The organism is Pseudomonas migulae NBRC 103157, assembly GCF_002091715.1.
Lineage (GTDB): Bacteria > Pseudomonadota > Gammaproteobacteria > Pseudomonadales > Pseudomonadaceae > Aquipseudomonas > Aquipseudomonas migulae_A.
Map to the genome: position 1 here is coordinate 38,902 of NZ_BDAG01000021.1, position 26,023 is coordinate 64,924.

General features: G+C 58.8%; 23 protein-coding genes. 9 read left to right on the forward strand and 14 right to left on the reverse strand.

Going from position 1 to position 26,023, the window contains the following annotated elements; genetic code table 11:
- Window positions 1-187: 187 nt before the first annotated feature.
- Window positions 188-901 (forward strand): UTRA domain-containing protein, encoded by a 714-nt coding sequence (locus tag PMI01S_RS16835; protein WP_084321109.1) that lies wholly within the window; start codon window positions 188-190, stop codon window positions 899-901.
- A gap of 30 nt (window positions 902-931) precedes the next feature.
- Here PMI01S_RS16835 and PMI01S_RS16840 read toward each other — a convergent pair whose 3' ends face one another.
- Window positions 932-1,699 (reverse strand): DODA-type extradiol aromatic ring-opening family dioxygenase, encoded by a 768-nt coding sequence (locus PMI01S_RS16840; RefSeq protein WP_084321110.1) that lies wholly within the window; start codon window positions 1,697-1,699, stop codon window positions 932-934.
- Window positions 1,700-1,802: 103 nt separating this feature from the next.
- Between PMI01S_RS16840 and PMI01S_RS16845 the strand changes: the two genes are divergently transcribed.
- Window positions 1,803-2,459 carry a thiopurine S-methyltransferase gene (locus PMI01S_RS16845; RefSeq protein WP_084321111.1) on the forward strand — a complete coding sequence of 219 codons (657 nt, stop codon included), beginning with the start codon at window positions 1,803-1,805 and terminating at the stop codon, window positions 2,457-2,459.
- Window positions 2,460-2,660: 201 nt separating this feature from the next.
- Here the strand turns inward: PMI01S_RS16845 and htpX are convergent, their stop codons facing one another.
- Window positions 2,661-3,548, reverse strand: a complete 888-nt coding sequence (htpX, locus tag PMI01S_RS16850) for a protease HtpX (protein ID WP_084321112.1) — start codon at window positions 3,546-3,548, stop codon at window positions 2,661-2,663.
- A 318-nt stretch (window positions 3,549-3,866) separates the two neighbouring features.
- Window positions 3,867-5,078, reverse strand: a complete 1,212-nt coding sequence (locus tag PMI01S_RS16855; protein WP_008030363.1) for a pyridoxal phosphate-dependent aminotransferase — start codon at window positions 5,076-5,078, stop codon at window positions 3,867-3,869.
- Between the two features lie 225 nt (window positions 5,079-5,303).
- Here PMI01S_RS16855 and msrB point away from each other — a divergent pair, with 225 nt between their 5' ends.
- The 3 genes from msrB (at window position 5,304) to PMI01S_RS16870 (ending at window position 6,832) form a co-directional block, all read left to right on the forward strand.
- Window positions 5,304-5,705: a peptide-methionine (R)-S-oxide reductase MsrB gene (msrB, locus tag PMI01S_RS16860; RefSeq protein WP_084321113.1), complete on the forward strand. Its 402-nt coding sequence runs from the start codon at window positions 5,304-5,306 to the stop codon at window positions 5,703-5,705.
- Window positions 5,706-5,888: 183 nt separating this feature from the next.
- Window positions 5,889-6,374: a glutathione peroxidase gene (locus PMI01S_RS16865; protein WP_084321114.1), complete on the forward strand. Its 486-nt coding sequence runs from the start codon at window positions 5,889-5,891 to the stop codon at window positions 6,372-6,374.
- Entirely contained in the window at window positions 6,371-6,832 is a 462-nt protein-coding gene (locus PMI01S_RS16870; protein ID WP_084321115.1) for a MarR family winged helix-turn-helix transcriptional regulator, read from the forward strand. The genes PMI01S_RS16865 and PMI01S_RS16870 overlap by 4 nt, the downstream gene beginning before the upstream one ends.
- Here PMI01S_RS16870 and PMI01S_RS16875 read toward each other — a convergent pair.
- Window positions 6,816-9,137 (reverse strand): hybrid sensor histidine kinase/response regulator, encoded by a 2,322-nt coding sequence (locus tag PMI01S_RS16875; RefSeq protein ID WP_084321116.1) that lies wholly within the window; start codon window positions 9,135-9,137, stop codon window positions 6,816-6,818. The genes PMI01S_RS16870 and PMI01S_RS16875 overlap by 17 nt on opposite strands.
- A 168-nt stretch (window positions 9,138-9,305) precedes the next feature.
- Here PMI01S_RS16875 and PMI01S_RS16880 point away from each other — a divergent pair, with 168 nt between their 5' ends.
- Together PMI01S_RS16880 and msrC are read left to right on the forward strand one after the other, a co-directional pair.
- On the forward strand, window positions 9,306-10,196 hold the full coding sequence (locus tag PMI01S_RS16880; protein ID WP_084321117.1) for an ATP-binding protein: 891 nt from the start codon (window positions 9,306-9,308) through the stop codon (window positions 10,194-10,196).
- Window positions 10,193-10,675 (forward strand): free L-methionine (R)-S-oxide reductase MsrC, encoded by a 483-nt coding sequence (gene msrC, locus PMI01S_RS16885; protein WP_084321118.1) that lies wholly within the window; start codon window positions 10,193-10,195, stop codon window positions 10,673-10,675. The genes PMI01S_RS16880 and msrC overlap by 4 nt, the downstream gene beginning before the upstream one ends.
- On the opposite strand, the gene PMI01S_RS16890 is transcribed toward msrC, so the two are convergent.
- The 9 genes from PMI01S_RS16890 to PMI01S_RS16930 all read right to left on the reverse strand — a co-directional run bounded on the left by PMI01S_RS16890 (window position 10,676) and on the right by PMI01S_RS16930 (window position 22,262).
- A complete protein-coding gene (locus tag PMI01S_RS16890; RefSeq protein WP_084321119.1) occupies window positions 10,676-13,624 on the reverse strand; it encodes an HD domain-containing phosphohydrolase in 2,949 nt (982 codons plus the stop codon).
- Between the two features lie 48 nt (window positions 13,625-13,672).
- Window positions 13,673-16,978 carry a transporter substrate-binding domain-containing protein gene (locus tag PMI01S_RS16895; RefSeq protein WP_084321120.1) on the reverse strand — a complete coding sequence of 1,102 codons (3,306 nt, stop codon included), beginning with the start codon at window positions 16,976-16,978 and terminating at the stop codon, window positions 13,673-13,675.
- Between the two features lie 8 nt (window positions 16,979-16,986).
- The gene (locus PMI01S_RS16900; RefSeq protein WP_084321121.1) at window positions 16,987-17,613 is read right to left on the reverse strand and encodes a response regulator transcription factor; all 627 of its coding nucleotides are present in this window, start codon (window positions 17,611-17,613) and stop codon (window positions 16,987-16,989) included.
- Window positions 17,614-17,856: 243 nt separating this feature from the next.
- Window positions 17,857-18,261, reverse strand: a complete 405-nt coding sequence (locus tag PMI01S_RS16905; protein WP_084321122.1) for a response regulator — start codon at window positions 18,259-18,261, stop codon at window positions 17,857-17,859.
- Window positions 18,262-18,432: 171 nt separating this feature from the next.
- Window positions 18,433-19,761: a deoxyguanosinetriphosphate triphosphohydrolase gene (locus PMI01S_RS16910; RefSeq protein WP_084321123.1), complete on the reverse strand. Its 1,329-nt coding sequence runs from the start codon at window positions 19,759-19,761 to the stop codon at window positions 18,433-18,435.
- Between the two features lie 168 nt (window positions 19,762-19,929).
- Window positions 19,930-21,093, reverse strand: coding sequence for an EAL domain-containing protein (locus PMI01S_RS16915; RefSeq protein ID WP_084321124.1), 1,164 nt, complete (start codon window positions 21,091-21,093; stop codon window positions 19,930-19,932).
- 124 nt (window positions 21,094-21,217) lie between these two features.
- Window positions 21,218-21,559: a hypothetical protein gene (locus PMI01S_RS16920; RefSeq protein ID WP_084321125.1), complete on the reverse strand. Its 342-nt coding sequence runs from the start codon at window positions 21,557-21,559 to the stop codon at window positions 21,218-21,220.
- Complete coding sequence (locus PMI01S_RS16925) at window positions 21,556-21,945, reverse strand: phage holin family protein (RefSeq protein WP_084321126.1); 390 nt, start codon at window positions 21,943-21,945, stop codon at window positions 21,556-21,558. Before PMI01S_RS16925 ends, PMI01S_RS16920 begins: the two co-directional genes overlap by 4 nt.
- A gap of 2 nt (window positions 21,946-21,947) precedes the next feature.
- Window positions 21,948-22,262 (reverse strand): ElaB/YgaM/YqjD family protein, encoded by a 315-nt coding sequence (locus PMI01S_RS16930; protein ID WP_084321127.1) that lies wholly within the window; start codon window positions 22,260-22,262, stop codon window positions 21,948-21,950.
- A gap of 305 nt (window positions 22,263-22,567) precedes the next feature.
- Between PMI01S_RS16930 and PMI01S_RS16935 the strand changes: the two genes are divergently transcribed.
- Entirely contained in the window at window positions 22,568-23,776 is a 1,209-nt protein-coding gene (locus tag PMI01S_RS16935) for an ammonium transporter (protein WP_084321128.1), read from the forward strand.
- Between the two features lies 1 nt (window position 23,777).
- Here the strand turns inward: PMI01S_RS16935 and PMI01S_RS16940 are convergent, their stop codons facing one another.
- Window positions 23,778-25,490 carry a cation:proton antiporter gene (locus tag PMI01S_RS16940; RefSeq protein ID WP_084321129.1) on the reverse strand — a complete coding sequence of 571 codons (1,713 nt, stop codon included), beginning with the start codon at window positions 25,488-25,490 and terminating at the stop codon, window positions 23,778-23,780.
- A 202-nt stretch (window positions 25,491-25,692) separates the two neighbouring features.
- Here PMI01S_RS16940 and PMI01S_RS16945 point away from each other — a divergent pair, with 202 nt between their 5' ends.
- Entirely contained in the window at window positions 25,693-25,929 is a 237-nt protein-coding gene (locus PMI01S_RS16945; protein ID WP_084321130.1) for a glutaredoxin family protein, read from the forward strand.
- The last annotated feature ends 94 nt before the right edge of the window (window positions 25,930-26,023 follow it).

Here is a 26,023-nt window from a genome sequence, read left to right on the forward strand (position 1 = left end):
ACCATGGCTAAAGAGCTGATATGAAAGGACTTGGCCATGAAATTGCAGGCGTCTGGCCTAACCGTTCAGCGCCTTTGTCATCTGTCAGTCATCTGCAGTGCCTAGGCTTGCTGAAAGTTGACGAAGCCGTTTCAAATGACGGTTTCGCCCCGAAACAGTGCTGGTCTAGTCCAGATAGGTAACGTTGATGCGCATCGAGACAACCAAAGCGGTGACAGCCATCGGGCAGGTTCTTCAGGAACAGCTCGATCACGGGCTCCTGGCGCCCGGCAGCAAGTTACCGGCGGAGCGCAAGCTCAGTGAGTTGTTCGGGACCACACGCATTACCGTGCGCGAAGCCCTGTTGCAGCTGGAGGCCCAAGGGCAGATTTATCGCGAGGAGCGTCGCGGCTGGTTCGTGTCGCCGCCACGCCTGGCTTACAACCTGATGCAGCGCAGTCACTTCCACGCGATGGTCAGCGCTCAGGGGCGAGTGCCGTCCACCGAAGTGATTTCGGCGCGGTTGCAACCGGCGTCGGCTGCAATCTGTGCCTGGCTGCAGTTGCCGGCGTTGTCGAGTGTGATTCAGATCTGCCGCGCGCGGCGAATTGATGAGCGACTGGTGCTGTACGTGGAGCACTACCTCAATCCGCAGTATTTTCCAGGGATCCTGGAGTTCGATCTGAATCAGTCGATTACCGAGCTGTACGCGCGGCATTACGACTTGCATTACGGGCGGGTGCGATTCGAGATCGTGCCGACGGCCTTGTCGGTGGATGCCGCTGCGGCGTTACGGGTGTCGGTCGGGAGCCCGGGGTTGCGCATCGCCCGGGTCAATTACGATCAGCATGAGCGGCTGATCGATTGTGACCTGGAATTCTGGCGGCACGATGCGATTCATGTCGGTGTCGATGTGGTCTGAGCCTGGCCGCCGCAGGCCCGGGTTCTTGCATTACCCGAAGCGGTAGATGTCCATGCCCAGGGCACCCATGGTGAATCCCTGGTGGCTCACGCTGAATGTGCCTCCGGCACTGCGGGCAAAGTACAACGGCAGCAAGTGTTCATCACTTGGATGGTTACGCACGGCGTTCGGTGCCAACTGACGGTAATCGTGCAGCGCGGTTTCGTCGTTGGCCTGAAGTTTCTCGATCATCCAGTCGCGGAATACCTTGGCCCACGGTTCAACGCTTTCCGGGCCGGCATGCCAGTCCAGTTCGCGCAGGTTGTGGGTGATGCTGCCGGAACCGATCAACAGCACGCCCTGATCGCGCAGGCTGCCCAGTGCGTGCCCGACGCGGGTCTGCAGGGCAGGGCCGCCGCGTGTAGGCAGCGAGACTTGCACCACCGGGATATCCGCCTGCGGATACATCAACGACAAAGGCACCCATACGCCATGGTCGAAGGGCCGTTTGGTGTCGATGTGTGCGGGCAAGTCACTGCGCTTCAGCAGCTCGACCACCTCTGTGGCCAACTGTGGATCGCCGGGCGCCGGGTATTGCACCTCGAACAATGCCTTGGGAAAGCCACCGAAGTCATGCCAGGTTTCAGGTTGAGGATTGCCGCTGACCAGCAGCTCATTGCTTTCCCAGTGTGCGGAAACAATCACGATGGCCTTGGGTTTCGGCAATTCGGCTGCCAGGCGCGCGAGGGCCGGCCCGCTGGCACCGGGTTCCAGGGCCAGCATGGGCGAACCATGGGATATATACAGGCTGGGCAACATGAATGAGCTCCTGAGAGTTAAGATGGCGTCATCTTCAGTCAGATCATTGATCTAAATCTAATATAAGTTTTAGGGTGTTTTGATCGAATTTTCGGAGATATTTATGCAGCCGGAGTTTTGGCACAAGCGGTGGACGTCGAATCAGATCGGCTTTCATCTGCCGGAAGTGAATCCATATCTGCAACGGTACTGGCCTCAGTTGGGTCTGGAGGACGGAGCGCGCGTGCTGGTGCCGTTATGTGGGAAAAGCCTGGATTTGCTGTGGCTGGCGAAATGCGGTCACGAAGTGTTGGGTGTCGAGTTGTCGGAAAAAGCAGTGGAAGACTTTTTCCACGAACACCAATTTGACCCGGATGTCAGCGATCAAGGGCCTTTTACGGTGTATCGGGCGGGTTCGATCGAGATCTGGTGTGGTGATTTCTTCGCCTTGACTGCCGGCGATGTTGCCGATTGCAGCGCACTGTACGACCGAGCTGCGTTGATTGCCTTGCCACCGAAAATGCGAGAGCAATATGCGGCTCATCTGAACCGGATTCTGCCCAAAGACTCTTTGGGGCTTTTGATCACGCTGGATTATGACCAGGCGCAAAAAGACGGACCGCCGTTTGCTGTGCTTGATGATGAAGTGCAACGGTTGTTCGGCGCGGTGTGGTCGCTGAAAATCCTGGAAGACCAGGATGTTCTGGGTGAGAGCTGGAAGTTTATCGAGAGTGGCGTGACGCGGCTTGAGGAGCGGGTTTATCGGGTTTCTGCTCGGTAATCGATGTTGACTTTACCGGCCCCTTCGCGAGCAAGCCCGCTCCCACATTCGATCTCTGACGTTCACATATTCTGTGTCCACTGAAGATCGAATGTGGGAGCGGGCTTGCTCGCGAAGGGGCCGGAATGAGCACCACAATAATCAGCAGACAAAAAAAGGCCCGCATTCACTGCGGGCCTTTTCATTTGGTGCCGAGCCTGATCAGCCCCGACGACGCAATGCGTCGATACGCTCTTCCAGCGGCGGGTGGCTCATGAACATGCGGGCGAACCCTTGTTTGATGCCACCGTTGATGCCGAACGCGTTCAGGGTGTCCGGCATGTGCACCGGCAGGCCCTGTTCTGCACGCAGGCGTTGCAGGGCGCCGATCATCGCGTTGGTGCCCGCCAGGCGTGCACCGGCTTCATCTGCACGGAATTCGCGTTTGCGCGAGAACCACATGACGATGGCGCTGGCCAGGATGCCCAGGACCAGTTCGGCGAAGATGGTCGCCACGTAGTAGGCGATGCCCTGGCCTTCTTCGTTCTTGAAGATCACCTTGTCGACAAAGTTGCCGATGATCCGTGCAAAGAACATGACGAAGGTGTTCACCACGCCCTGGATCAGCGCCAGGGTGACCATGTCACCGTTGGCCACGTGGCCGATTTCGTGGGCCAGAACGGCTTTCACTTCATCCGGCGAGAATCGTTCGAGCAGGCCCTGGCTGACCGCGACCAGTGCGTCGTTCTTGTTCCAGCCGGTGGCGAAGGCGTTTGCCTCGTAGGCCGGGAAAATCCCGACTTCCGGCATCTTGATCCCGGCTTCGCGGGACAGTTGCTCGACCGTTTGCAGCAGCCATTGCTCGTGGCGTGTGCGTGGCTGGGTGATGATCTGGGTGCTGGTGCTCATCTTCGCCATCCACTTGGAGATGAACAGCGAGAACAGGGAACCGGCGAAACCAAAGACCGCACAGAAAATCAGCAGCTGATTGAGGTTTAGATCAACCCCGTTGGCCGCCATGAACCCGTTGAAGCCGAAAAGGCTCAGGGTGATGCTGGCAATCAGCACGACCGCCAGGTTAGTGGCCAAAAACAGCAGGATGCGCATCATGGTTGTAGAGATCTCCTTTTGCTAAAGATGTAGCGTACTGCGGGGTATATAAGGTGCTGCACCGGGCTATTCAACCGGGTGACTATTTCAAACTGTGTCCTACAGCAAGAGTCTAGCCGCTTGCAGGGCATTTCCGACGTGGATATGGGAAGCGATTGTCAGCCGATTCGCATCGCAAGCCCCGTCAGTGTTGGGCGCGGTCACGAAACAGAGCGTCGGTGGACAATTGAAGCGGGGATGCCCGGCGAGGGATAAAGATATGTTGCTGAATTGATCCTCGTGCGACTTTCGTTGGAAAGTCGCACGCGGCCAGGCCGATTACTGGCGATAGGATTTGAGGAAGTTGCCGATTCGTCCGATGGCCATGTCCAGGTCATCGACGCGTGGCAGGGTCACGACGCGGAAGTGGTCCGGCCATGGCCAGTTGAAGGCGGTGCCTTGCACGACCAGCAGCTTTTCCGACAGCAGCAGGTCGAGCACGAATTTCTCGTCGTTGTGGATCGGGCAGACTTTCGGGTCGATGCGCGGGAACGCATACAGCGCACCCATCGGCTTGACGCAGCTCACGCCGGGAATGTCGTTGAGCAATTCCCAGGTACGATTGCGCTGTTCGAGCAGGCGCCCTTGCGGCAGCACCAGGTCATTGATGCTCTGATAGCCGCCAAGGGCGGTCTGGATCGCGTGCTGGCTCGGCACGTTGGCGCACAGGCGCATGTTCGCCAGCATGTCGATGCCTTCGATGTAGCTTTGCGCGTGATGTTTCGGACCGGAGATGGCAATCCAGCCGGAACGGAAACCGGCGACGCGATAGGACTTGGACAGGCCGTTGAAGGTCAGGCACAGCAGGTCCGGTGCCAGCGAGGCGGTGCAGATGTGCACGGCATCGTCGTACAGGATCTTGTCGTAGATCTCATCGGAGAACACCACCAGATTGTGCTGACGGGCCAGTTCCAGCATGCCCAGCAGGACTTCTTTCGAATACACCGCGCCGGTCGGGTTGTTCGGGTTGATGATCACCAGCGCCTTGGTGTTCGGCGTGATCTTGGCCTTGATGTCGGCCAGGTCCGGCCACCAGTTGGCCTGCTCGTCGCACAGGTAATGCACCGGGTTGCCGCCGGACAGGCTCACGGCGGCGGTCCATAGCGGATAGTCGGGAGCCGGCACCAGCACTTCGTCGCCGTTGTTGAGCAGGGCCTGCATCGACATCACGATCAGTTCGGAAACGCCGTTGCCCAGGTAGATGTCTTCAATGCCGACGCCTTCTACCTGTTTCTGCTGGTAGTACTGCATGACGGCTTTACGCGCACTGAACAGGCCCTTGGAGTCGCTGTAGCCCTGGGCTGTCGGCAGGTTGCGGATCACGTCCTGGAGGATTTCGTCCGGCGCTTCGAAACCAAAAGGCGCCGGGTTGCCGATGTTCAGCTTGAGGATGCGATGGCCTTCCTCTTCCAGGCGTTTGGCGTGCTTGAGCACTGGGCCGCGAATGTCGTAGCAGACGTTGGCGAGCTTGTTCGATTTGCTGACCTGCATGGCGATGTGTTCCCGAAAATGAACGATCCAGGCGGCGTTTGAACAACCGTGCTGGGAATCCTGCGTATTCACACAGGCTGACGCCTTGAGAGGCAGCACTCATAAATCCGTTTGAATGCGCGTGGTCTGGCTGCCAGACTGGCGTTTGACGAGGCGCAATCATACGTGCCGCCCGATCCGTGGAAAAGGTACAGATCGGGCTTTTTCAGCTGCCGAGGTGTGATGATGGAAAAGTTGGAGAAAACCCTGGAAGAATGGCGGGCGATGCTCGATCCGGAGCAGTACAACGTTTGCCGCCTCAAGGGCACCGAGCGCCCGTTCTCCGGCAAATACAATGACAGCAAGGTCGACGGCGTTTACCACTGCATTTGCTGCAACAAGCCGCTTTTCGACTCCAGGACCAAATTTGATTCCGGCTGCGGCTGGCCGAGCTTCTATGCACCGATCGGCGACAGCGCCATGGTCGAGATCCGTGACATCAGCCACGGCATGATCCGCACTGAAGTGGTCTGCGCCAAGTGCGATGCGCATCTGGGGCACGTGTTCCCGGACGGTCCGCCACCGACAGGCTTGCGGTATTGCATCAACTCGGTGTGCCTGGACCTGGTCCCGCGCGAATCAGATTAGCTCGATCCTCTGTAGGAGCCGGCTTGCTGGCGATAGCGGTGGATGGGGCACATCGCGGCGCGCCGATCGCCAGCAAGCCGGCTCCTGCAAGTTCAGGTTGAGCGTCAGGTGATTTAATTAAATTGCACACAATTCAATTGCTCGCTATGTTTGCCTCATGTTCCTTCACATAGAGCGCACATCATGAGCGACAACCTGCTGAGCATCCCGTGCACTACCATCAAGGGCGAGCAAAAGACCCTGGCTGATTTCGCCGGCAAAGCCGTGCTGGTGGTCAACACCGCGAGCAAATGCGGCTTTACTCCGCAATACAAAGGCCTTGAGGAACTGTGGCAGACCTACAAGGACCAGGGGCTGGTGGTCCTCGGTTTTCCCTGCAACCAGTTCGGCAAGCAGGAACCGGGTAACGAAGGGGCGATTTCCGAGTTCTGCGAGCTGAACTACGGTGTCAGCTTTCCATTGTTCAAAAAGATCGACGTTAACGGCACCGGCGCCCATCCGCTGTTCGTGCAGTTGAAAAAACGTGCGCCGGGTGTGCTGGGTTCCCAGGGCATCAAGTGGAACTTCACCAAGTTCCTGATCAGTAAAGACGCCAAGCTGGTCAAGCGTTTCGCTCCGGCGACCAAGCCGCAGGACCTGAGCCGCGAGATTGAAGCCCTGCTCAAATGAACACCTTGTCCGTCGATTCCCTGAAGCTCGACAGCCAGCTCTGCTTCAAGCTGTACGCCGCCTCGCGGGCGGTGATCCGTGCCTACAAGCCAATGCTTGATCAGCTCGGCCTGACCTATCCGCAATACCTGGCGATGCTGGTGTTGTGGGAATGGCAGGAGGCAGCGCCGGATCAGCCTACGGTCAAGGCTCTGGGTGAGCGTTTGGCGCTGGACTCCGGCACGTTGACGCCGCTGCTCAAGCGACTTGAGCAGTTGCAACTGGTTCAGCGCCAACGTTCGGCACGGGATGAGCGTGAGGTGCACCTGAGCCTGTCGCCAACCGGCAAGGCGTTGCGTGATCAGGTCGGGCCACTCAAGGCCCGTCTGCTGTGTGACAGCGGCGTCGATCTGGACCGGCTCAATGAATTGCGCGATGGCCTCGATCACCTGTTGGGACAGATCAGGTCGCTATCGTAGTCGGCATCCATAAATCCAGCAGCGCGGCCAGTTCTTCCCGCCGGAATGGTTTGGCGAGGTAATCGTTCATGCCCGCCGCACGGCAGCGTTCGCGCTCTTCGGACATGGCGTTGGCGGTCAGGGCGACGATGGGTAGCTGCGGCCAGCGCCCGCTGCGACGGATTTGCCGACTGGCTTCATAGCCGTCCATCACCGGCATGTTGCAATCCATCAGCACCAGATCGAACTCACTGTGTTCCAGCTGATCCAGCGCTTCACCGCCGTGCGCCGCGACAATCACCTCGCAGCCGAGTTTTCCGAGCATGCCCTTGGCCACCAACTGATTCACCGGGTTGTCCTCCACCAGCAGCACCCGACCGCGTCGCTGAGGTGAGAGGGCTTCCAGGCGTGCATCGTTGAGGATGTTGATTTCCGGCTGCAGGATTCGCCGCAGTGTCTGGTACAGCGCATTACGCGCCAGCGGGCGTGCCTGTTGTTGCAGAGGTGCCAGGGCGCTGGCCTGTTCGCTGGGCAGGAAACTGCCGTAGGCGGTCACCAGCAAAATTGGCGCGGAACAGTTGGGGCGCAGGCCAAACAGGCATTCCGGGCAATCGGTGATCACCATGTCGGGTTTCAGGCCGATCATCGAGTCATCGATCGAACGCTGCTGGTAATCGAGGCCCCATCCCGGCAACAGGCTTTTTAACAGTTCAGCCAGGCCGCTGCTGGCGGCGGTAATCGCGATGACCTTGCCGCGCAACATCGCCGGTGACAGGGCGCGGGTGTGGCAGGGCAGTGGCAGATCGGCGCAGAACTGGCTGCCGAAACCCGCTTCCGAGCTGATGGTGAGGCGCCCCTGCATGGCTTCGCAGAGGTTGTAGGTCAGCGCCAGCCCCAGCCCGGTGCCGCCGAACTGTCGGGTAATGCCAGCGCCGGCCTGGGTAAAAGGCTGGAAGATCTTGACCTGAGCTTCCTGGGCGATACCGATGCCGGTGTCGCAGACTTCGATTCTGACGCCCTCTTCGAACGTCGACAGGCGCACATCGACCCGACCGAATCGGGTGAACTTGAGTGCGTTGGACAAGAGGTTGCTGACGATCTGCCGCACGCGGGTCGGGTCGCCGAGCACCAATGCCGGAAAAGCCGGATCGATCAGGCACGTCAGCTCGACGCTTGGCGCCGCGTTCTGCGACAGCAGGTTGGCGGTGTCCTCGATCAGTGAGCCGAGGTCGAACGGAATGTGTTCGAGTTCGAGCTGGCCAGCATCGAATTTCGACAGGTCGAGAATATCGTTGAGCAATTCCACCAGCACTTTGCCCGAGTCATGGGCGATGGACAGTTGTTGCTGTTGCTCGGCATTCAGCGGGCCGTCCAGGGAAAGGGCGATCATCCCCAGCAAGCCGTTGAGAGGCGTGCGGATCTCGTGGCTCATGTTGGCGAGAAATGCCGAGCGCGCTTCCGCCATGTCCAGGGCCGTGCTGCGCGCGACTTCCAGTTCCTGATTGGACTGGCTGAGCCGGCTGTTGATTGCCTTGAGCTCTGCAGTGCGCGCCGACACGATGTTTTCCAGTTGCCCGAGGTAGTCGGTCAGGCGGTTTTCGGCGTTGCGCCGCTGCTGGATCTCAGTGGCGATGTTTTCGAACTGCTGGTTGGCAACTTTGACGAGCACACCGATTTCATCGTTTTCATGGCCCGCCGGGTACTCCAGCCAGGTGGGTTCAACGCTGCGCGGATCGCGGCTGCTGAGTTCGCGGATGACTCGCACCAGCGGTTTGGTCAGCATCACGTAGAACAACGCCAGCAGGATGCCGGTCAGGAGCAGGCTGCGGGCGAACCCGTTGAGCAGGGTGATTTCGGCCCGGCGCAGGAACCGGTTGCCGAATGAATAGGTGTCGACGTCCAGGCGCAGCGTGCCGAGGGATTCGCTCGGCAAGTGATCCAGATACAGACGGTCTTCGAATACGCGGTCGGCACCAAACAGGAAGTCGCTGATCACCCGGTAGCCGCTCTGCACGCCGGGCCGCTTGACGCTGGCCAGCACGGTGCCGTTGTTGTCGGTCAGTTGCGCACCGATGATCGCCGGTGAGCGCAGCAGGCCCAGGGTCAGTTCCTGGGCGAGTTCGGCGTCGATGTTGTAGGCAATGCGTGAGGCGGGGTTATGGCTGATTTCCAGTAAAGACAGTATTTCCCGGTTGATGGAGGCGTCTTCACTGGCATAATCGATGCCTATTTGCAGCAGGCTTAGCAGCGTGCCCAGAATGAAACCGACCAGCACGGTAAGCCGGGCTTGCTTGTAGGACAGCCGGTTGGTGAACTTGATATCCATGGGGTGTCGAACCACTTCCGTTTCCCTTCGCTGCTCAAGCATAGTCGATCATGCATGGATACCGATGTTCTCGCGAGCCCTTGTGGAACAAGGGATGCCCCGGGTACCGAACACCGTGTTTCGTCGCTGCAGCGCCATCATTACTGTGAACGTGCCCGAGGAGAAGACGTGGATTCCCGATTGAATGCTTTTCTTGAACGCGCCGATGCCGTTCTGGCCCGTATCGAACCATTGCTGCCTGCACCTCGGCAAGCCATCGACTGGACGCATTGCCTGGCTGCACGCTGGCAGCGCGAGGGACGCAGCGGTTTTCTGTTGCCGCTGCAAGTCAGCCTCGACATGCGTTTGTCCGACCTGATCGGTGTCGATCGGCAACTGGAGCAACTGGGGCGCAATACCCAACAGTTCATCGACGGCATGCCGGCCAACCACGCACTGCTCTGGGGCTCGCGTGGCACCGGTAAATCGTCGCTGGTGCGCGCTTTGCTGGCCGAACACGCCCAGGCGGGTCTGCGGTTGATCGAAATCGAGCGCGATCACCTGGCGGACTTGCCGCGGGTGGTCGAACAGATTGCAAAATTGCCCCAGCGCTTCGTGCTGTTCTGCGATGACCTGTCGTTCGAATCGGGTGAAGGTGATTATCGCGTGCTCAAGAGCGTTCTTGATGGTTCTCTCGAACAGGCACCGGACAACGTTTTGCTGTACGCCACGTCCAACCGTCGCCATCTGGTGCCGGAAAAGGAAAGCGATAACGAAAACTGGAAACGGGTCGACGGCGAACTGCATCCCAGCGAGGCCGTGGAAGACAAGATCGCGCTGTCGGACCGTTTTGGCCTGTGGTTGTCGTTCTATCCGTTTACCCAGGAACACTTCCTCAATGTGGTCGAGCACTGGATCGGTCAACTGGCCGACAAGGCCGGCCTCAAGTGGCAGCGTGACGAAGAACTGGACATCCTCGCGGTGCGCTGGGCCACCGGCCGGGGCAACCGCAACGGACGTTGCGCCTATCAATTTGCCCGCTATTGGGTCGGGCTGAAGCTGTTGGAGCACAAGGCATGATCGATTTACAACAAAGCGGCCGGGGCCTCGAAGGCTACGGCATGCTGCACGCACAGCTGGAATCCTTGCTGGCGGACGAGCGGGACTTCATCGCCAATGCCGCGCAGTTTTCTGCGTTTCTGTACAACCAGCTCGATGACCTGAACTGGGCTGGTTTCTACCTCAATCGCAACGAAGAACTGGTGCTCGGCCCGTTCCAGGGGCAAATCGCCTGCGTGCGAATTCCCTTCGGTCGCGGCGTCTGCGGCACGGCGGCGGCGACGTTGCAGACGCAGTTGGTCGAAGACGTGCACGCTTTCCCCGGACATATTGCCTGCGACAGCGCGTCGAACAGCGAGCTCGTCGTGCCATTGGTCAAGGACGGTCGCCTGATCGGCGTGCTGGACCTCGACAGCCCGAAACTCGCTCGGTTTACCGCTGACGATCAAGCCGGCATTGAAAAGCTGGCGGCCATTTTCCTGCGCCTGACCGATTGCTGATCATGCCCTGAGGCCTGCCTTGGCCAGCAGGCCTGACGGATCCACCGCGTCGATCTGCTGTGGATCAAGGAATCGATCGGCGTACTGCCGGTAGATCTCGGCGTTGATGAACAGCCCGAACAATTCGGGGTCAATGTGGGCATCACGGCACATCGTGGCCATGATGCCCAGCGCTTCGCTCAAGGATTTGGCTTTCTTGTAAGGGCGATCAGCGGCGGTCAGCGCTTCGAAAATATCGGCAATCGCCATCATTCGCGCCGGCAGGCTCATTTCTTCGCGCTTCAACTGTTTGGGGTAACCGGTGCCGTCCATTTTTTCGTGGTGGCCGCCGGCGATTTCCGCGACGTTGTTGAGGTGGCCGGGGAAGGGCAGGTGGCTGAGCATCATGATCGTCTGCACCATGTGGTGATTGATGATGTAACGCTCCTCGCGGGTCAGGGTGCCCCGGGCAATGCTCAGGTTGTAGAGTTCGCCCCGGTTGTACTTGTAGCGCGGCACGTCGAGTTTGAAACCCCAGGGATTGTCTTCGGGAATCAGTTCGCCCTCGGCGCGTTCGAACAGGTGCTCGGGTTTGTCCGCCAGCAATGGCTCGCTGACCGGCAGCGTCGGTGCCGGTGTTCGCGCCTGGCGCCGGTTCTCTTCCCAGGAAACGCCCAATCGGTCATCCAGGGTTCGGGTCCAGGTACGTTGAGCCAGGCTGCGCAGGCGTTGCAGATCGGCATCGGCCATCGCCTCGCCGCCCAGATTGCAACGGGCAACAAACGCAAAATCATCGTCGAGCCCCGCCAGCGTGGCATTGCGCAGTTCCGCCAGGTGCTGCTCGTCGCCGCCCAGGGCAATGGCCTGCCAGTAACTGATCCAGGCATCGCGCTTGAGCACTTCGAAGCGGGTGCGGATTTCGTGAATGCGGTCGTTCAGGGTTTCCAGCTTGGTGGCTTTATCGACAACGTATTCCGGCGTCGTGACCTTGCCGCAATCGTGCAGCCACGCAGCGATGTGCAGCGCCTCCCACTCGTCTTCGGTGGGTTGATAACCGCTGAAAGCGGGGTCCTGACTGACCGCGGCAGCCTGGGCGAGCATCAAGGTCAGCGCCGGCACGCGCTGGCAGTGACCGCCGGTGTAGGGGCTTTTGGCATCAATCGCACCGGCCAGCAGTTGAATGAAGGCATCCAGCAACTGTTTCTGTTTGGCTTGAAGGCGTTGACTTTCGATACTCACGGCGGCCGCACCGGACACGGCCTGAAGGAACGCAATGCGGTCCGGACGAAGTTTCTCGAGATCGCTTTGATCCCCGCTGTCCTCCAGCAACAGGATCAGCAAGCCCACGGTTTCGTTATGACGATTGTGCAGGCGGATACCGATCAGATGCACCCGCGGACACTCCATCGCCAGCAACACTTTCTGCAAATCCCCCGCTTGTTCGAAACCGAGATTGATGACCACATTATCGGCCTTCGACAGCTGCCGCAGCCATGCCGGGCTTTGTGGATCGCCGGGTTCGTGGCCGCGAACATCGAACGCTGGCAAGGCCTGTGAGATGCCGTCGATGACCAGACCGTGAGGCTGCATGCGATCACCGTCATTTTCCCGCAGGTAGATCAGGCCGGCCTGGGCCTGGCCGATTTTCACGGTTTCGAACAATACCCGTTCCAGCAAGGGCGCGAACCGCGTCTCGGCGCTCAGGCTGCCGGTGATCTGGAAAAAACTCGCCAGGGTATCTTTCATGCGGCCCATCGACACACTCAGTTGGTCGACTTCGAGCACCAGCGAGCGACGGGAGACGGGGAATCTGAAATTGAAACTGCGAATGGCATCGGCTTCCTGCACCAGCGCTCGCAGGGGCTTGACCAGAATTCTCGAGGTCAGCCAGCCCAGCGGCAGGCACAACAGCAACGTGGCCAACGTGATCAACGCGCCTTGCCAGCGTATGCGATAGGCATCGGCGAGCAATTCGTCTTCCGGTACCAGCAGCGCCAGTTGCAGACCCTGTGGGCCACCTTCCCGCATGTGGCTGCGGGCAACGATCCATTGGCGGCCGGCGGCCTTCAGCCGGTTGCCCGGGGGTGGATTGTTCAGCAATGCGCCGAGGCCGGGACTCAGGTCGGCGGCCTTGCTCAGCCGGGGAGTCTGGTCGTCGACGATCAGCTTGCTGCTGTCGGGGTAAGCGATGGCATAGCCTTCGGCATCGAACAGCACGATTTCGGTACTGGGGGTGACGACATGTTTGGCCAGGGTCGCGGACAGTTCCGCCAGCGTCAGGTCGGCGCCCAGGATGGCGTGTGCACCGCTGCGGCGGGCCAGGGTGGTACCGACGTTGTGAGTGGAGAAAAAGAGGTAGGGTTCGGTGGTGATCTGATCGCTTTCGCTGCGGGCATTGGAAAACCAGGCGCGTGTTCGTGGATCGTAGGTGTCGTCTGGATTGTCCTGGCGGCTGATCGGGTTCAGGTCGTGATCGAAAAACAATGATTGGGAGTGCACCTGGTCGCTGCCGCTGTTCCTCTCGATGCTCCACACCTGATAAGCCGCGGTACCCGGTGCTTTGAGCAGGGTTTTCAAGGCGTCGGTTCGCAAGGGCCGAACCATGAAGAAATCACCGTTGTCGTAGCCCAGGTACAGCGAGGCCAGGTCAGGGTTGTCCTTGAGCGACTGGCTGAAGGGGCCGAGCAACGCCAGGCGTTCTTCCAGGTTCGTAGCCTGCGCTGCCGGGTTGTATACCAGCAGGCTCAACAGATGATGGATGGGCTCATAGGTGGCGTGCAGGTCCAGCCGGACGTCCTGCTCGATGCGCTCGAAGAGCTTTTCACTGCTGGAAAGAATGATCTGCGTGGTTTGCCGATAGTTGAAAATGCCCAGCACCACACCGGTCAGCAGCAACAGCAGGGTAAACATCACACTGATGTGCACGTGCAGGGGAAACCGCCGTTGATCCGGGCGCAGTGGGCTGGGCATTGCGGTCACTCCATGAGGTTTAACACACTGCTCAGCGACCAAGCATAGTTAAGGCTCCATCATTCTGCTTTTGTCGTTTTGCCCAATTTGTTGCTGCAATGCCTGCTCCAGCTCGTGCATCGCGCGTTCTACGGCCATCCTGCATCTGGCCACTTCGTCAGGATCAAAAACCTGATGGCAGACCTGTTCGAGCGCCTCGCAGCTGTCAATTAATCGGGAGGCTTGGACAATCCTGGCGGCGCCCTTGATTTTGTGGGCGATATCGAGAAACGACTGCGGGTCGTTTGAGCGGGATAACGCCTGCAGCGCTTGGCGGTCCAGACGGTTGCTGCTGAGGAGCTCGGTCAACAATCGCAAGTCCAATGCCGGGTTGCCCCCCGTCAACAAGTGCAGCCCTTTCAGGCTGAAGGCGGGACTGCGGTCGGTCGGTACGATGCCGGCAATCCATTGACTCAAGGCGGTCAGCGTCAGCGGCTTGAACAGGCAGTCGTCCATCCCGGCCTGTTTGCAGCGCTGTCTTTCTTCCGGTTGTGCGTTGGCGGTAAAGCCCAGAACGGTGCAGGGTGGACGTTCGGATTGCTGTTCATGGTCGCGTATAGCGCGAGCGAGTTCGTATCCATTCATGACGGGCATGTTGCAGTCGACGATCACCAGATCGAACAGCCCTGTTTTCCACGCTTCGAAGCCTGCCTCGCCATCCTCGGCAACGCTGAATCGATGCCCCAGAAACTCGAGCTGCTGGCACATCAGCAAGCGATTGGCCGGATGATCGTCGACCACCAGAATGTTCAAGGGGGCAGTGGAGGTGTGGATTGACGTTTCGGTGATTTGCGGCATCTGCTCGAGTGGCAAAGTGGGCAGAAGCAGCGAAACCTGGACCTGCGTGCCGACTCCCGGCTGGCTGTCCAATTGCAGACTGCCGCCCATCATTTCGCACAGGCTACGGCTGATCACCAGACCCAGGCCGGCGCCGCCTCTGCCCGACTGCCCGGTGCCATTGGCCTGTGCGAAAGGTTCGAACAGTCGTCGTTGATCCTGTTCGCTGATCCCGATGCCGCTGTCCTCAACCTGCAACAGCATCCGGACTTGCTCGGGTTCAGTGGTCGCAAGCAGCTCGACGGTGATCCTGACCTGGCCGTGTTCCGTGAATTTGATGGCGTTGCTGACCAGGTTCGACAACACCTGTTTGAAACGCATCGGGTCCAGCAGGACATCGATCGCCGGATTGGCCGGGTTGAATTCCAGCAGCAGTTCAAGGTTTTTCTGACGGGCCAGGCCCTCGAAGATCCGCGCGACCGACCCCACGATTTCGCTCGGATTCACGCGCTCCGGGCTCAGGCTCAGACGCCCGGATTCGATCCGGGCAATGTCGAGAATATCGCCGATCAGTTCCAGCAGGTCCTTGGCCGAGTTGTAGGCCACGTCAATGGCCGGACGGTCTGGATGGTTGTTCTCGATGCGTTTCAGCGTCAGTTCGAGCATACCGATGACGGCATTCATCGGCGTACGGATCTCATGGCTCATGGTCGCCAGAAACGTGCTTTTGGCGCGGTTGGCTTCGTCGGCGCGTTCCTTCGCGCAGCGCAGCTCCTCGAACAGTTGGCGCCGCTCGATCAATTGATCGTTCAGCGCGCGCTCGGCCGCCTGACGCTGCTTGATCTGGCGACGCATGTAGGCATTCCAGGCCGCGGACAGCAGCAGCAACACGCCAGCCCCGATCACGATCTGATAGAACAATCGCTGGTAGTTGCGCCAGGTGCTTTGCGAGGACGCCGAATAGCCACGCCATCGGCTGTTGATGATGCCCAGTTCTTCCGGTGCGATGCTCAGGAGTGCCTTGTTGAGGATGGCGTTGAGCACTTTGGCATCGCGTCCGGTCGCCAGGGAAAAGGCGGCCTGCCGGGTACCTATGGTGGTCCGGATTTGAAGTGTGTGCTCGAAAAGCCGTGATGAAATGAAGTAGTTGGCTATGACCAGTGAATTCACCGCACCTTCTGCCTTGCCTTCGGCGAGCAACTCTACCGCGCTGAACGTGTCCGGTGTTTCAATCAACTTGATCCGCGGGAACTCGCGGCGCAGGTAATCCACCAGGGGGCTGCCCTGGGCGATGGTCAGGCGTTTGCCCGCCAACTGCTCAAGGTTTGCCGGGCTGTCGGCGGCCTTGCGAGTCAGAAGGACAAAGGAGTTTTGCAGATAGGGGCGGGTGAAGTTCAGCGCTGTATCGCGTTCGGCGCTGGGGAGCAGGGCGGCGATCACGTCGGCTTTGTTTTCCTTGATCTGTACGATCATCTCGTCATCGCTTCGACTGCGATGGATGTCGAAACGCAGGCCGGTCCGCAACCTGATCAGTTCAAGCAGGTCCGCGGTGACACCGCGAAAATTGCCATTGCTGTCGAAAAACGACAGCGGCGCAAGGGCCTCATTGACCACCACGCGCACGACTGGATGTTGCGCCAGCCACTGTTCCTCGGGGGCGCTGAGTTGTAGCTTCTGGTCGGTGAGAAGAATGTCACTGCCGGCACTCCAGCGCTCGGCGATGTTCTGCCGTTCGCTGGCGGGAATGGCCATGAGCATGGCATTGATGATCCCGAGCAATTGCGGGTTGTGCCTGTGCACGGCAAAGCTGAAACCGTGGGCTTCGTGTTTGCCGAAGTTGGCCATGCGGATGTTGTTCAGGTAACCCTTGTTGATCATGTAATGGGTCGAGATGGTGTCGCCCAGGAAGACGTCGGCCTGATCGAAGGCCACCGCATTGATCGCATTCTGGTAGGACGGATAGGACGTAATGATCGCCTTGGGGTAGAGGGCCCTGACTTCTTCCAGTGGCAAATAGTGATACACCATGCTCAGCCGCAAGCCGGCAAGGCCATCGGTCAGGGATCGGTTTTCTCCCTCCCGCGTCACCAGAACCGGCTGGTCAACGGCGTAGGGAGTAGAAAGCACGATATCGGCGTTGTGAGCCTCAAAGCCATTGGCGGTGCCGAGCAGATCGACCTCACCTTTTTCCAGTGCCTTGATGGCAGCCCCGCGGGACGCAAAGCGCTGGACCTTGACCGGCAAACCGAGGGTCTTGCCGAGGATGCCTGCGTAATCGGCGGTGAAACCTTCGTAGTCCTTGCCGCTGACGGTCATGTCAAAAGGAGGATAGTCCGGGGCCGACGTGCCCAGGATCAGTTCGCGCTTACTCGTTATCCATTGTCGTTGCGATGGATCCAGTTGGACGTCCAGCTGCCTGATAGTCGAGCGACTGAGCAGGGTGAAGTGTTCGCTGGCAGTCTGCGAAGCAGGCACTGAAGTGCTCAGGCATAAACCTGCAGCTACGAGAATCAGATAATCCTTTATACGACGGGGCATCCTGCGTCTCACACTAATGCGTTGCGTTTTGCCATCTCGATGAGTTCAACCAGGGATTTGGCTTTGAGTTTCTGCATAAGTCGTTTTTTATAGGTGCTGACCGTCTTGTTGCTTAGAAACATGCCTTTGGCTATTTCCTTGTTGGTTCGGCCTTGCGCAAAAAGTTGCAATACCATCAATTCCCTGTCGTTGACCGACTTGAACAGTTCCAGTTCGGCGCAACGCAGGTCGTCGCCACGGACAGGATTCAAGGCCTGACTGGGGAAGTAGTTGTAACCTGACAATACCGCTTTTATGGCGCTGACCAGTTCACTCAGGTCTTCCTGTTTGCAGACATAACCTGACGCGCCGGATTGCATGCAACGAATACCGAACAGTGTCGGGCACTGCGCAGTCAATACCAGTGTTTTCAGCGGTGTACTCATTGCGTTGAAGCGTGCGAGAACTTCAAGGCCATCCAGTTTTGGAATGCTGATATCGAGAATGACCAGGTCAGGCATGCATTCACGCACCATCTGCATGGCATCGACTCCATTGTCGGATTCGCCGACAACTTTGTAACCTTCGTGCTCCAGTAACATTCGGACGGCAAGGCGGATGACAGGGTGATCGTCGACAATAAAAACGGAGTTCATAATCAGATCCCATACGAGCTCAAATAAAGCGCGCACCTTAGCTCAGATAGTTGATGGGACGCATGAACTGACGGACCTGAAGCTGCAATATAGGAATAGTCCTACAAACGAAAAGGAATGGGGCTACGAATCAACTAGGTTTTGCATGAGGACGGATAGAGTTATTGGTGGTTGGTCGATATTTCAAAGTTTTATTTCGTAAGTTTCAAATAGCGCTTGGGTGAAGTGTGTCGCCAACCATTTTTATAAATGGATTGAGCTCAATAGTTTTCTGAATTCGAATTGTTTCAATGGCTTTATCAAATAACCAAGTAGGGGCAGTCCGTGTGCGTTCGCGGTTTTTTCAAGACCTTCTAGTTCTGTACACGTCAAGCTGCTTAACAATATTGCCTGCCTGATCAACCCTCGATGACTGGCGAATTTGACCAGGTCCAGCCCAGGAAGATCGGGTAGACATTGATCGCATAAAAGAATGTCAAATGGTTGCACCGCCGCGAGCATTTGCTGCAAGGCATCTTGGGCGCTGTGGGCGGTCGTCAGTTGGGTGAAGCCGTAACTTTCAAGCAAGTACTGAGTCGCCCTTAGTTGAAAGGGATGATCTTCCACCAGCAGGATGCGCAAATCGTCTTCGAACCTGGGATTACTCACGCTTTAACTCTCATATAGAGGGGCCTGTCATTATTTCGCGGGAATGGCGAGCAATCGATCAGTTTGCTCGGCGTGAGGTGTAGGGGGATTCGGCGAATGCTGAACGCACTTGGGCTTTCAGCGGCTGATCAGCCATTCCTGGCGGCGTAATGGCTGACCAGACGGGTTTCGTCAGTGGCTCGAACGGCCGGTCATCTCCAGCGCCATTTCGCTGGCATAGCTGTCGGTCATGCCGGCGATGAAATCAATCATGCGCAGGAACGAGGTGTGCAGCGGGCCGTAAGGGTCGGGGGCGTTGTTGCCCAACAAATCAAGGATGCGACGGCTCTTGAAGGATGGCGTGCGACCGTTGTGCTGCTCCAGCGCCGCGCCGCAGAAGGCGTTGAGCAGGATTTCCAGTGTGGTGTAGGCGCCGATCTCGTGCAGGGTCTTGCGCTTGTCCTGGAAGATCTTTTTGCGCGCCATGTCTTTGGCATTCAATACGCAGCGTTTGGCGGGGCCGTGCATGTGTTCCACCAGGTCGCCAGGCAGCGTGCCGGCCAGCAGCGCGTCCTGTTGCTCGACAAAGGCTCGGGCTGCGGCGTTGGTCAGGTGCTCGATGGCTTTGCCCCGCAGGATTGCCAGTTTGCGACGACGCGAATCCCGCGGGCCGAGCTGGCGATAGGTTTCCGGCAGATCGTCGCCCACCAGGTCCAGCAACAGGGACTCGACTTCGGCGTACTCCAGCAACTCCATTTCCAGGCCATCTTCGAGGTCGATCAGCGCGTAGCAGATGTCATCGGCGGCCTCCATCAAATACACCAGCGGATGGCGTGCCCAGCGTTGTTCCTCAAGTTGCGGCAGGCCGAGTTTATGAGCGATCTGTTCCAGCAATGGCAATTCACTCTGATAGCAGCCGAACTTGTGTTTCTTGTAACCCAGCGAGTCGGCGTGCTTGGCCGTCCAGGGGTATTTCAGATAGGTGCCCAGGGTGGCGTAGGTCAGTCGTGTGCCGCCATCGAACTGGTGGTATTCCAGCTGGGTGAGCACGCGGAAGCCTTGAGCATTGCCTTCGAAGTTGAGGAAGTCATCACGTTCGACTTCGCTCATTGCTTCCAGCCATCCGCGGCCGGCGGCTTGCTGGAACCAGTGGCGGATCGCGTCTTCACCGGAGTGACCGAAGGGTGGATTGCCAATGTCGTGGGCTAGGCAAGCCGATTGCACCACCATGCCAAGGTCGCTGGGTTCGCACCAGTCGGGCAGGGCGCTGCGAATGGTTTCGCCGACGCGCATGCCCAGCGAACGGCCGACGCAACTGACTTCCAGTGAGTGGGTCAGGCGCGTGTGGATGTGATCGTTGCTGGAGACCGGATGGACTTGGGTCTTGCGCCCGAGGCGGCGAAACGCGCCCGAGAAAATAATTCGGTCATGGTCTTTGTGAAAAGGGCTGCGGCCGAGTTCTTCCGGGCTGTGCAGAGGCTTTCCGAGGCGTTCGCGGGTGAGCAGGGTTTGCCAATCCAAGGCTGGTTCTCTCCGTCAGGTGACTGAGCCTTAAGCTTCAGGGTTCGCGCCATGGCCTGCAAGGGAAAAACACGCATGCACCTGTAGGCGCCGAGCTTGCTCGCGATGACGGTATGTCAGGCGTTGCGGTATCGAGTGAGCTGGCTTCATCGTGAGCAAGCTCGGCGCCTATAGCCCGGCGGCGTCGATATCGATGAGTAGCAGTCGCTCGCCGTTGTTGAAAAACTGCCCGGCCGTGAGGCAATACTGGTTGCTGGTGGCATCGCGGTAAGTGTTGGAAAGCGTCAGCCGGCGCTCATCCCAACCCTCAGCCAGCAAGTGATAGAAGTACGGACGCCATGACCAGTTGTGTCCCAGGTAGCGATCGTCGGCTTCCCAGCCGTTGTTGCGCCATTCAAGGTTCGGCGTCAGTTGCGTGCCGTGGCGGTCACATTGATAGAAGCGCAACAGCCAGGGAAAGGCGTCCAGCTGTGGCAAGGCGCTGAGCGGCGCGCACGTCTGGGCCCACGTTTGCAGGATCGCCATCAGTTCGCTGAGTTGCTGGCGCATGATCATCAGTCGGCCGCGTTCAGCCAGTTTCTGTTGGACATAGCGCTGACGCAGTTGGGCGAAACGCTCGACAAAAGCGTCGGTGGCAAAGAAGTCCACTTGCGCGCGGGCGAACAGAAAACCCTGCACGTAGCGCGAGCCGCACTCGAGGGCAAAATTCAGTTGCGCTTCGGTTTCCACCCCTTCGGCAATGATCCAGCAGCCGGTTTTTTCCGCCATTAGCGCGAGGGCCTTGACCACGTCACTGCTGGGCCCGCCCAACGCAGCGGCCTGGAACAGCCGCATATCCAGCTTGAGGATGTCCGGTTGCAGAGCGAGCACACGATCGAGCTGTGAGTAACCTGCGCCGAAATCATCGATGGCGATCCGCGCACCGGCTTGCCGGTATCGCGCCACCACATCTGCCAGCCGCTGGATGTCGCCGCCCAGTTCAGTGATTTCGAAAACGATTCGCTGTGGGTCGACGCCATGCTGCTTCAATTGCTTGAGGCTGGGCAGCGCCTGGTCCGGGCGCAAGCGACTGATCCAGCGCGGCGAAATGTTCAGGCTGAGAAACCAGTCGGCGGGCGCTTCGTGCAGACGGCTCAGGGCGTTATCACGGATCTGGCGATCCAGACGGCGGAGCGCGATGGCCGGGGTTCGCGGGTCGGCAAACAGCGGTCCCACGGAGGTCAGTTGACCGTCGGCTTGACGCAGTCGGCCCAATGCCTCGACGCCGGCGATACGGCCGGTGGCGGTATCGATGAACGGTTGAAAGCAGGCAAGCGGTTGCCCGTCGATCACGAGGCCTCCTTAGTAGGTCTTGTTTTTGGATGAAACCTGATGGCCGGGTAGGCAGGCAGGTGTGAACCTCTCGATAAAGAGGTTCATCCCGGTGATATTGCAAGAATGCAGCCAGATAGCGGCTTCAGTGTTTGGGCGAGTTGCCTTGCATGATCAGTTTGATCAACGGCCCCAATGTGGTGCCCAGGCGTACCAGTCGAGTCAGGCTGCTCACGCCGCCATTCCTGGTGCCCTTGCCAGTCAAAAAGCCCAGCAGGGTCACGGCCGCCACGCCCCAGAGCGGGGCATGCTTGATGCCGAAACCGTCTTGCAGGTTTTGCGTCATCCCGCGCACCCGCTGCAAGGGTTGCAGCAGTTGCGCCGATTCGTGACGAATTTCCTGGCGATGCATTTCCATGCGCAAGCGAATCAGCGCCTTGCGCATTTCCGTGCGCGAGCTGTTGTGAGGCAGTTCAGGCAGGTTCATGGCAGCAGGCGCTCCCGATCATTGGCCAATTCTTCCAGGGTGCCATGGAAGGGCGAGGATTCATCGAAGATCGCCGCCCTCAGACGCATCCCGCAAAAGATGCAGGCAAGGGTGTAGAACACGCAGAGCCCGATGATGGCCGTCAGGCGATAAGTGTCCCAAAAGAGGATCAACACCAGCGTCGACAATCCCACCAGCAACAGCAAGGCAAACACCAACGCCAGGCCTGCGAACAGCAATAGGCTGACGGTACGGGCCTTTTGTTCCTGCAATTCGATGCCGAACAGCTCGACATGGCTGTGCAGCAATCCAAGGAATGCGGCACCCAGGCGCCGCGGTGAAGAGCTTGGGCCCGTCGCGGACGAGCCGGATTCGCCGATCGCCATAATCAGCGCCGGGTTGCCAGCAGACCAATCAGGAAACCCACACCGGCTGCGATCCCGACCGATTGCCATGGGTTGGCCTGTACATAGTCTTCGGTGGCGGTAACGGCGGCCTTGCCGCGTTCGCGCAGGGAGTCTTCGGTCAGTTTCAAGGTTTCGCGTGCACGCAGCAGACTTTCGTGGATTTGCTCACGCAACTCATCAGCCTGATCGCCAGCCAAGGTTGCGGTGTGTTCCAGCAACCGTTCAGTGTCGCTGACCAGTGTCTGAAAATCATTCATCAGGATTTCTTGAGCAGTCTTTGCCTTGATGCTGGCCATTGGTGATCTCCGTAAGTGGCTTCTGTTGCGTTCGAGTATGAGCCTTGCGTGAAGGTTCAGTGCAAATCACTGGTACAACTTTTGCTTTGTCGTGGTGCGCCGGCCAGCGTGATTGCGCTGTTGCCGGGCAGGATTCGAGCAAAACCTTATCTCAAATAATGAAAACCCGCGCAAAGGTTCCCGCCTTGTGCGCCAAAGCGGCACATCAGGATCAATGTGTAGATCCTGAAAGGTTGCAACTTGGTGCACGAATTGTCTGCGCGAACTGCTTTGGTGCTTTTTTAGCCTTCAGGTCTGCCAACACCATGGAAAATCTGCAAAGCGCTGTGGACAGTCTGGTCCATAGCTCCAACACGTTGTTCATCTTGATTGGTGCTGTCATGGTTTTGGCCATGCATGCCGGTTTTGCCTTTCTCGAAGTCGGTACGGTTCGACAGAAGAATCAGGTCAACGCCTTGTCGAAGATCCTCAGCGACTTCGCCATTTCGACCCTGGCCTATTTCTTTATAGGCTATTGGATTTCCTACGGAGTGACCTTCCTGCAACCGGCGGCGGTGATCAATGCCGATCATGGTTATGGCCTGGTGAAGTTTTTCTTTCTGCTGACGTTCGCGGCGGCGATACCCGCGATCATTTCCGGCGGCATCGCCGAGCGTGCGCGGTTCGTACCACAGTTGTGTGCGACGGCGCTGATCGTGGCGTTCATCTATCCGTTTTTCGAGGGCATGATCTGGAACGGTAACTATGGCCTGCAAGCCTGGTTGCTGGAGCGCTTTGGCGCCAGTTTCCATGATTTCGCCGGCTCCGTGGTGGTTCACGCCATGGGCGGGTGGCTGGCGCTGGCGGCGGTGGTGTTGCTCGGTCCAAGACAAGGTCGCTATCGCGACGGAAGACTGGTGGCGTTTGCACCCTCGAGCATCCCGTTTCTGGCGTTGGGGTCGTGGATCCTGATCGTTGGCTGGTTCGGTTTCAACGTGATGAGCGCGCAAACCTTGCAAGGGGTCAGCGGGCTGGTGGCGGTGAACTCGCTGATGGCCATGGTCGGCGGCACTGTGGCGGCGCTGATCGTCGGGCGCAATGACCCGGGCTTTCTGCATAACGGCCCGCTGGCCGGGCTGGTGGCAATCTGCGCCGGTTCCGATCTGATGCACCCGGTAGGAGCGCTGGCGACAGGCGCCATCGCCGGGGCGCTGTTTGTCTGGTGCTTTACTGCGGCCCAAGGCAAATGGCACATCGATGACGTATTGGGTGTCTGGCCATTGCATGGCCTGTGCGGTGTCTGGGGCGGAGTCGCTTGCGGCATCTTTGGCCAAAGTGCCTTGGGTGGTCTGGGCGGTGTAAGCCTGATCAGCCAGTTGATCGGCACCACGCTGGGAGTGGTCGTAGCGCTGGCCGGTGGTTTCGCGGTGTATGGCGTGATCAAGGCGCTTCATGGCCTGCGCCTGAGCCAGGAAGAAGAGTATTACGGCGCAGACCTGTCGGTGCACAAGATCGGCGCCGTGAGCCAGGATTGAGTCAGTTCTCTTCATCGTTGGCGCCGGGATAAAAGCCGTGTAGCAAGCGATAGCGGTCACGCCGTATCTGGTTAGCCCGCTCCTGGACCTGATGTGCGGGTAGACCCAGCATGATCAACGCGTGGGAGGCGAGCATCAGGCTCGACTCCAGTAACTCGGGCACGACTTCGCTGGCGCCGGCTGCTTTCAACTCGGCCAGTTGGCTGTCGTCCCGAGTGCGTACCAGGATTGGAACGGTCGAATTCAATAGGCGCGCCTCCTTGAGAATCAGTAACGCGATATCGGCCTGGTCCACGGCAATCACCAGTAGCCTGGCGCGTGCCAGCCCTACCGCCAGCAGCAGCTCACCGCGCCGTGAATCGCCATAGTGCACACAGGTTTCACCCACAGCGGCTTCCTGGACACGCACCGGATCGGTGTCCAGCGCGATATAGGGCTGCAGCGCATTGCGCAGCGCTCGCCCGATCGACTGACCCACGCGACCGTAGCCACAGATCACCACGTGGCTGTGCAAACCGGCGTTTAGCGTGCTTATTTTCTCGAGTTTGGCTTCTTCGTTGGGCTTGCGGTGCAGGCGTGTCGCGATGCGGGGCGCCGCGCGCAGCAATAGCGGCGTCAGTAGCATCGAGCAGAAGGTCGCGGCCAGCAGCAACCCGCCGAGGTCGGCGGGCATCATTCTGTTCTGTTGCATCAGGGCCATCAACGCGAAGCAGAACTCGCCGCCCTGGGCCAGTGCCAGTCCGCTGCGCCAGGCAGTTTCAACATCACTGCCGCGCCATTTGACCAGCAGCGCGACCACGCACCCCTTGATCAGCAGCAACCCAGCGGTCAGACCGAGGATCAGCAAGCCGTGATTGAGGAACAGCTGCAAATCGATGAGCATGCCAATGCTGACGAAGAACACCCCGAGCAGAATGTCGCGAAACGGGCGGATGTCGGCTTCGATCTGATGGCGGTAGTGGCTTTCTCCCAGCAACATGCCGGCGAGAAAGGCACCCAGGGCAGGGGAGAGTCCGAGCAGGTGAGTGAGCCAGGCCGTCAGCAAAACAATCACCAGTGCCAACAGTACAAACAATTCTGCAGAGCGGGCGGCCGCCACTTCATGAAATAGCCGTGGCAGAAACCAGCGACTGGCCATCAGCAGGCCGACGAAGAGCACGACGGTCTTGCCGAGCGTCAGTGGTAACGCCCAGTACCAGACCTGATCGCTGTTGCCGGCGAACACCGGCACCAGCGTCAACAGCAACACTGCCACGATATCCTGGAACAGCAATACGGCGATGGCGTTCTGGCCGTGGCTGCTGAAAATCTCGCCGAGACTCCCGAGTTCCTTGCTGACAATGGCTGTAGAAGATAACGATAGACCGGCTCCGAGCAGCAGCGCGGGCGTCGCCGACATGCCGAACAGCATCAGCAAACTCCCCAGCAGTATCGCGGTGATCACCACTTGCTGGCTGCCGAGCCTGAACACCACTTTGCGCAATTCGAGCATTTTCGACAGGGAAAACTCGAGCCCGAGGGTGAACAGCAGGAACACCACCCCGAGTTCGGCGAGGTCGGGCAACTCTTCGCTTTCATTGATCCAGTTGAATGCCGTGGGGCCGATCATCAGCCCCACGCACAGGTAACCCAGCACCGGCGGCAGGCGCAGGCGCTGGAACAGTGCAATCACCACCAGGGAGGAGGCGAGAATGATCAACAGGTTGGCGAACACGAAAACTCCAATGACAGGCGCTGGCTACTCTAGCGTAGAGGCAAAAAAGCCGAGAGCATCACGTAAAAGACATTTCGGGCGATTGATGTGCATCAGGGTTTTACCGCAGCCGCTCCGATCATGCCCCAGCCGACGATTCAATGGCTCGACGGTTTTTCGGGGCAAGCCTAGAATAATCACTTAATTTTTCGGTTGAGCGCTCATGCTTCCTGAATGTCAGCTGTTCGGCACCCTTGGGTGCCACCTCTGTGAAGTGGCGGAAGCCATGCTGATGGAGTTCGTCGAACGCGGCCTGCTGGTGGAGTTGGTAGATATCGCTGACGACGAAACATGGTTCGAAGCCTACAGCCTGCGTATTCCGGTATTACGCCGAATCGATACCGGTGCTGAGCTGGACTGGCCGTTCAGTGCCGATCAGGTGGTGAGCTTCCTGCGCTGATCGGGTTTTACAACAATCTTCCCGGCGGTCGAGCTTTACGATTGATCCCTTGGCTTAAGTCTTCGTGTTCGGGTACTGTATGCGCATACAGTTA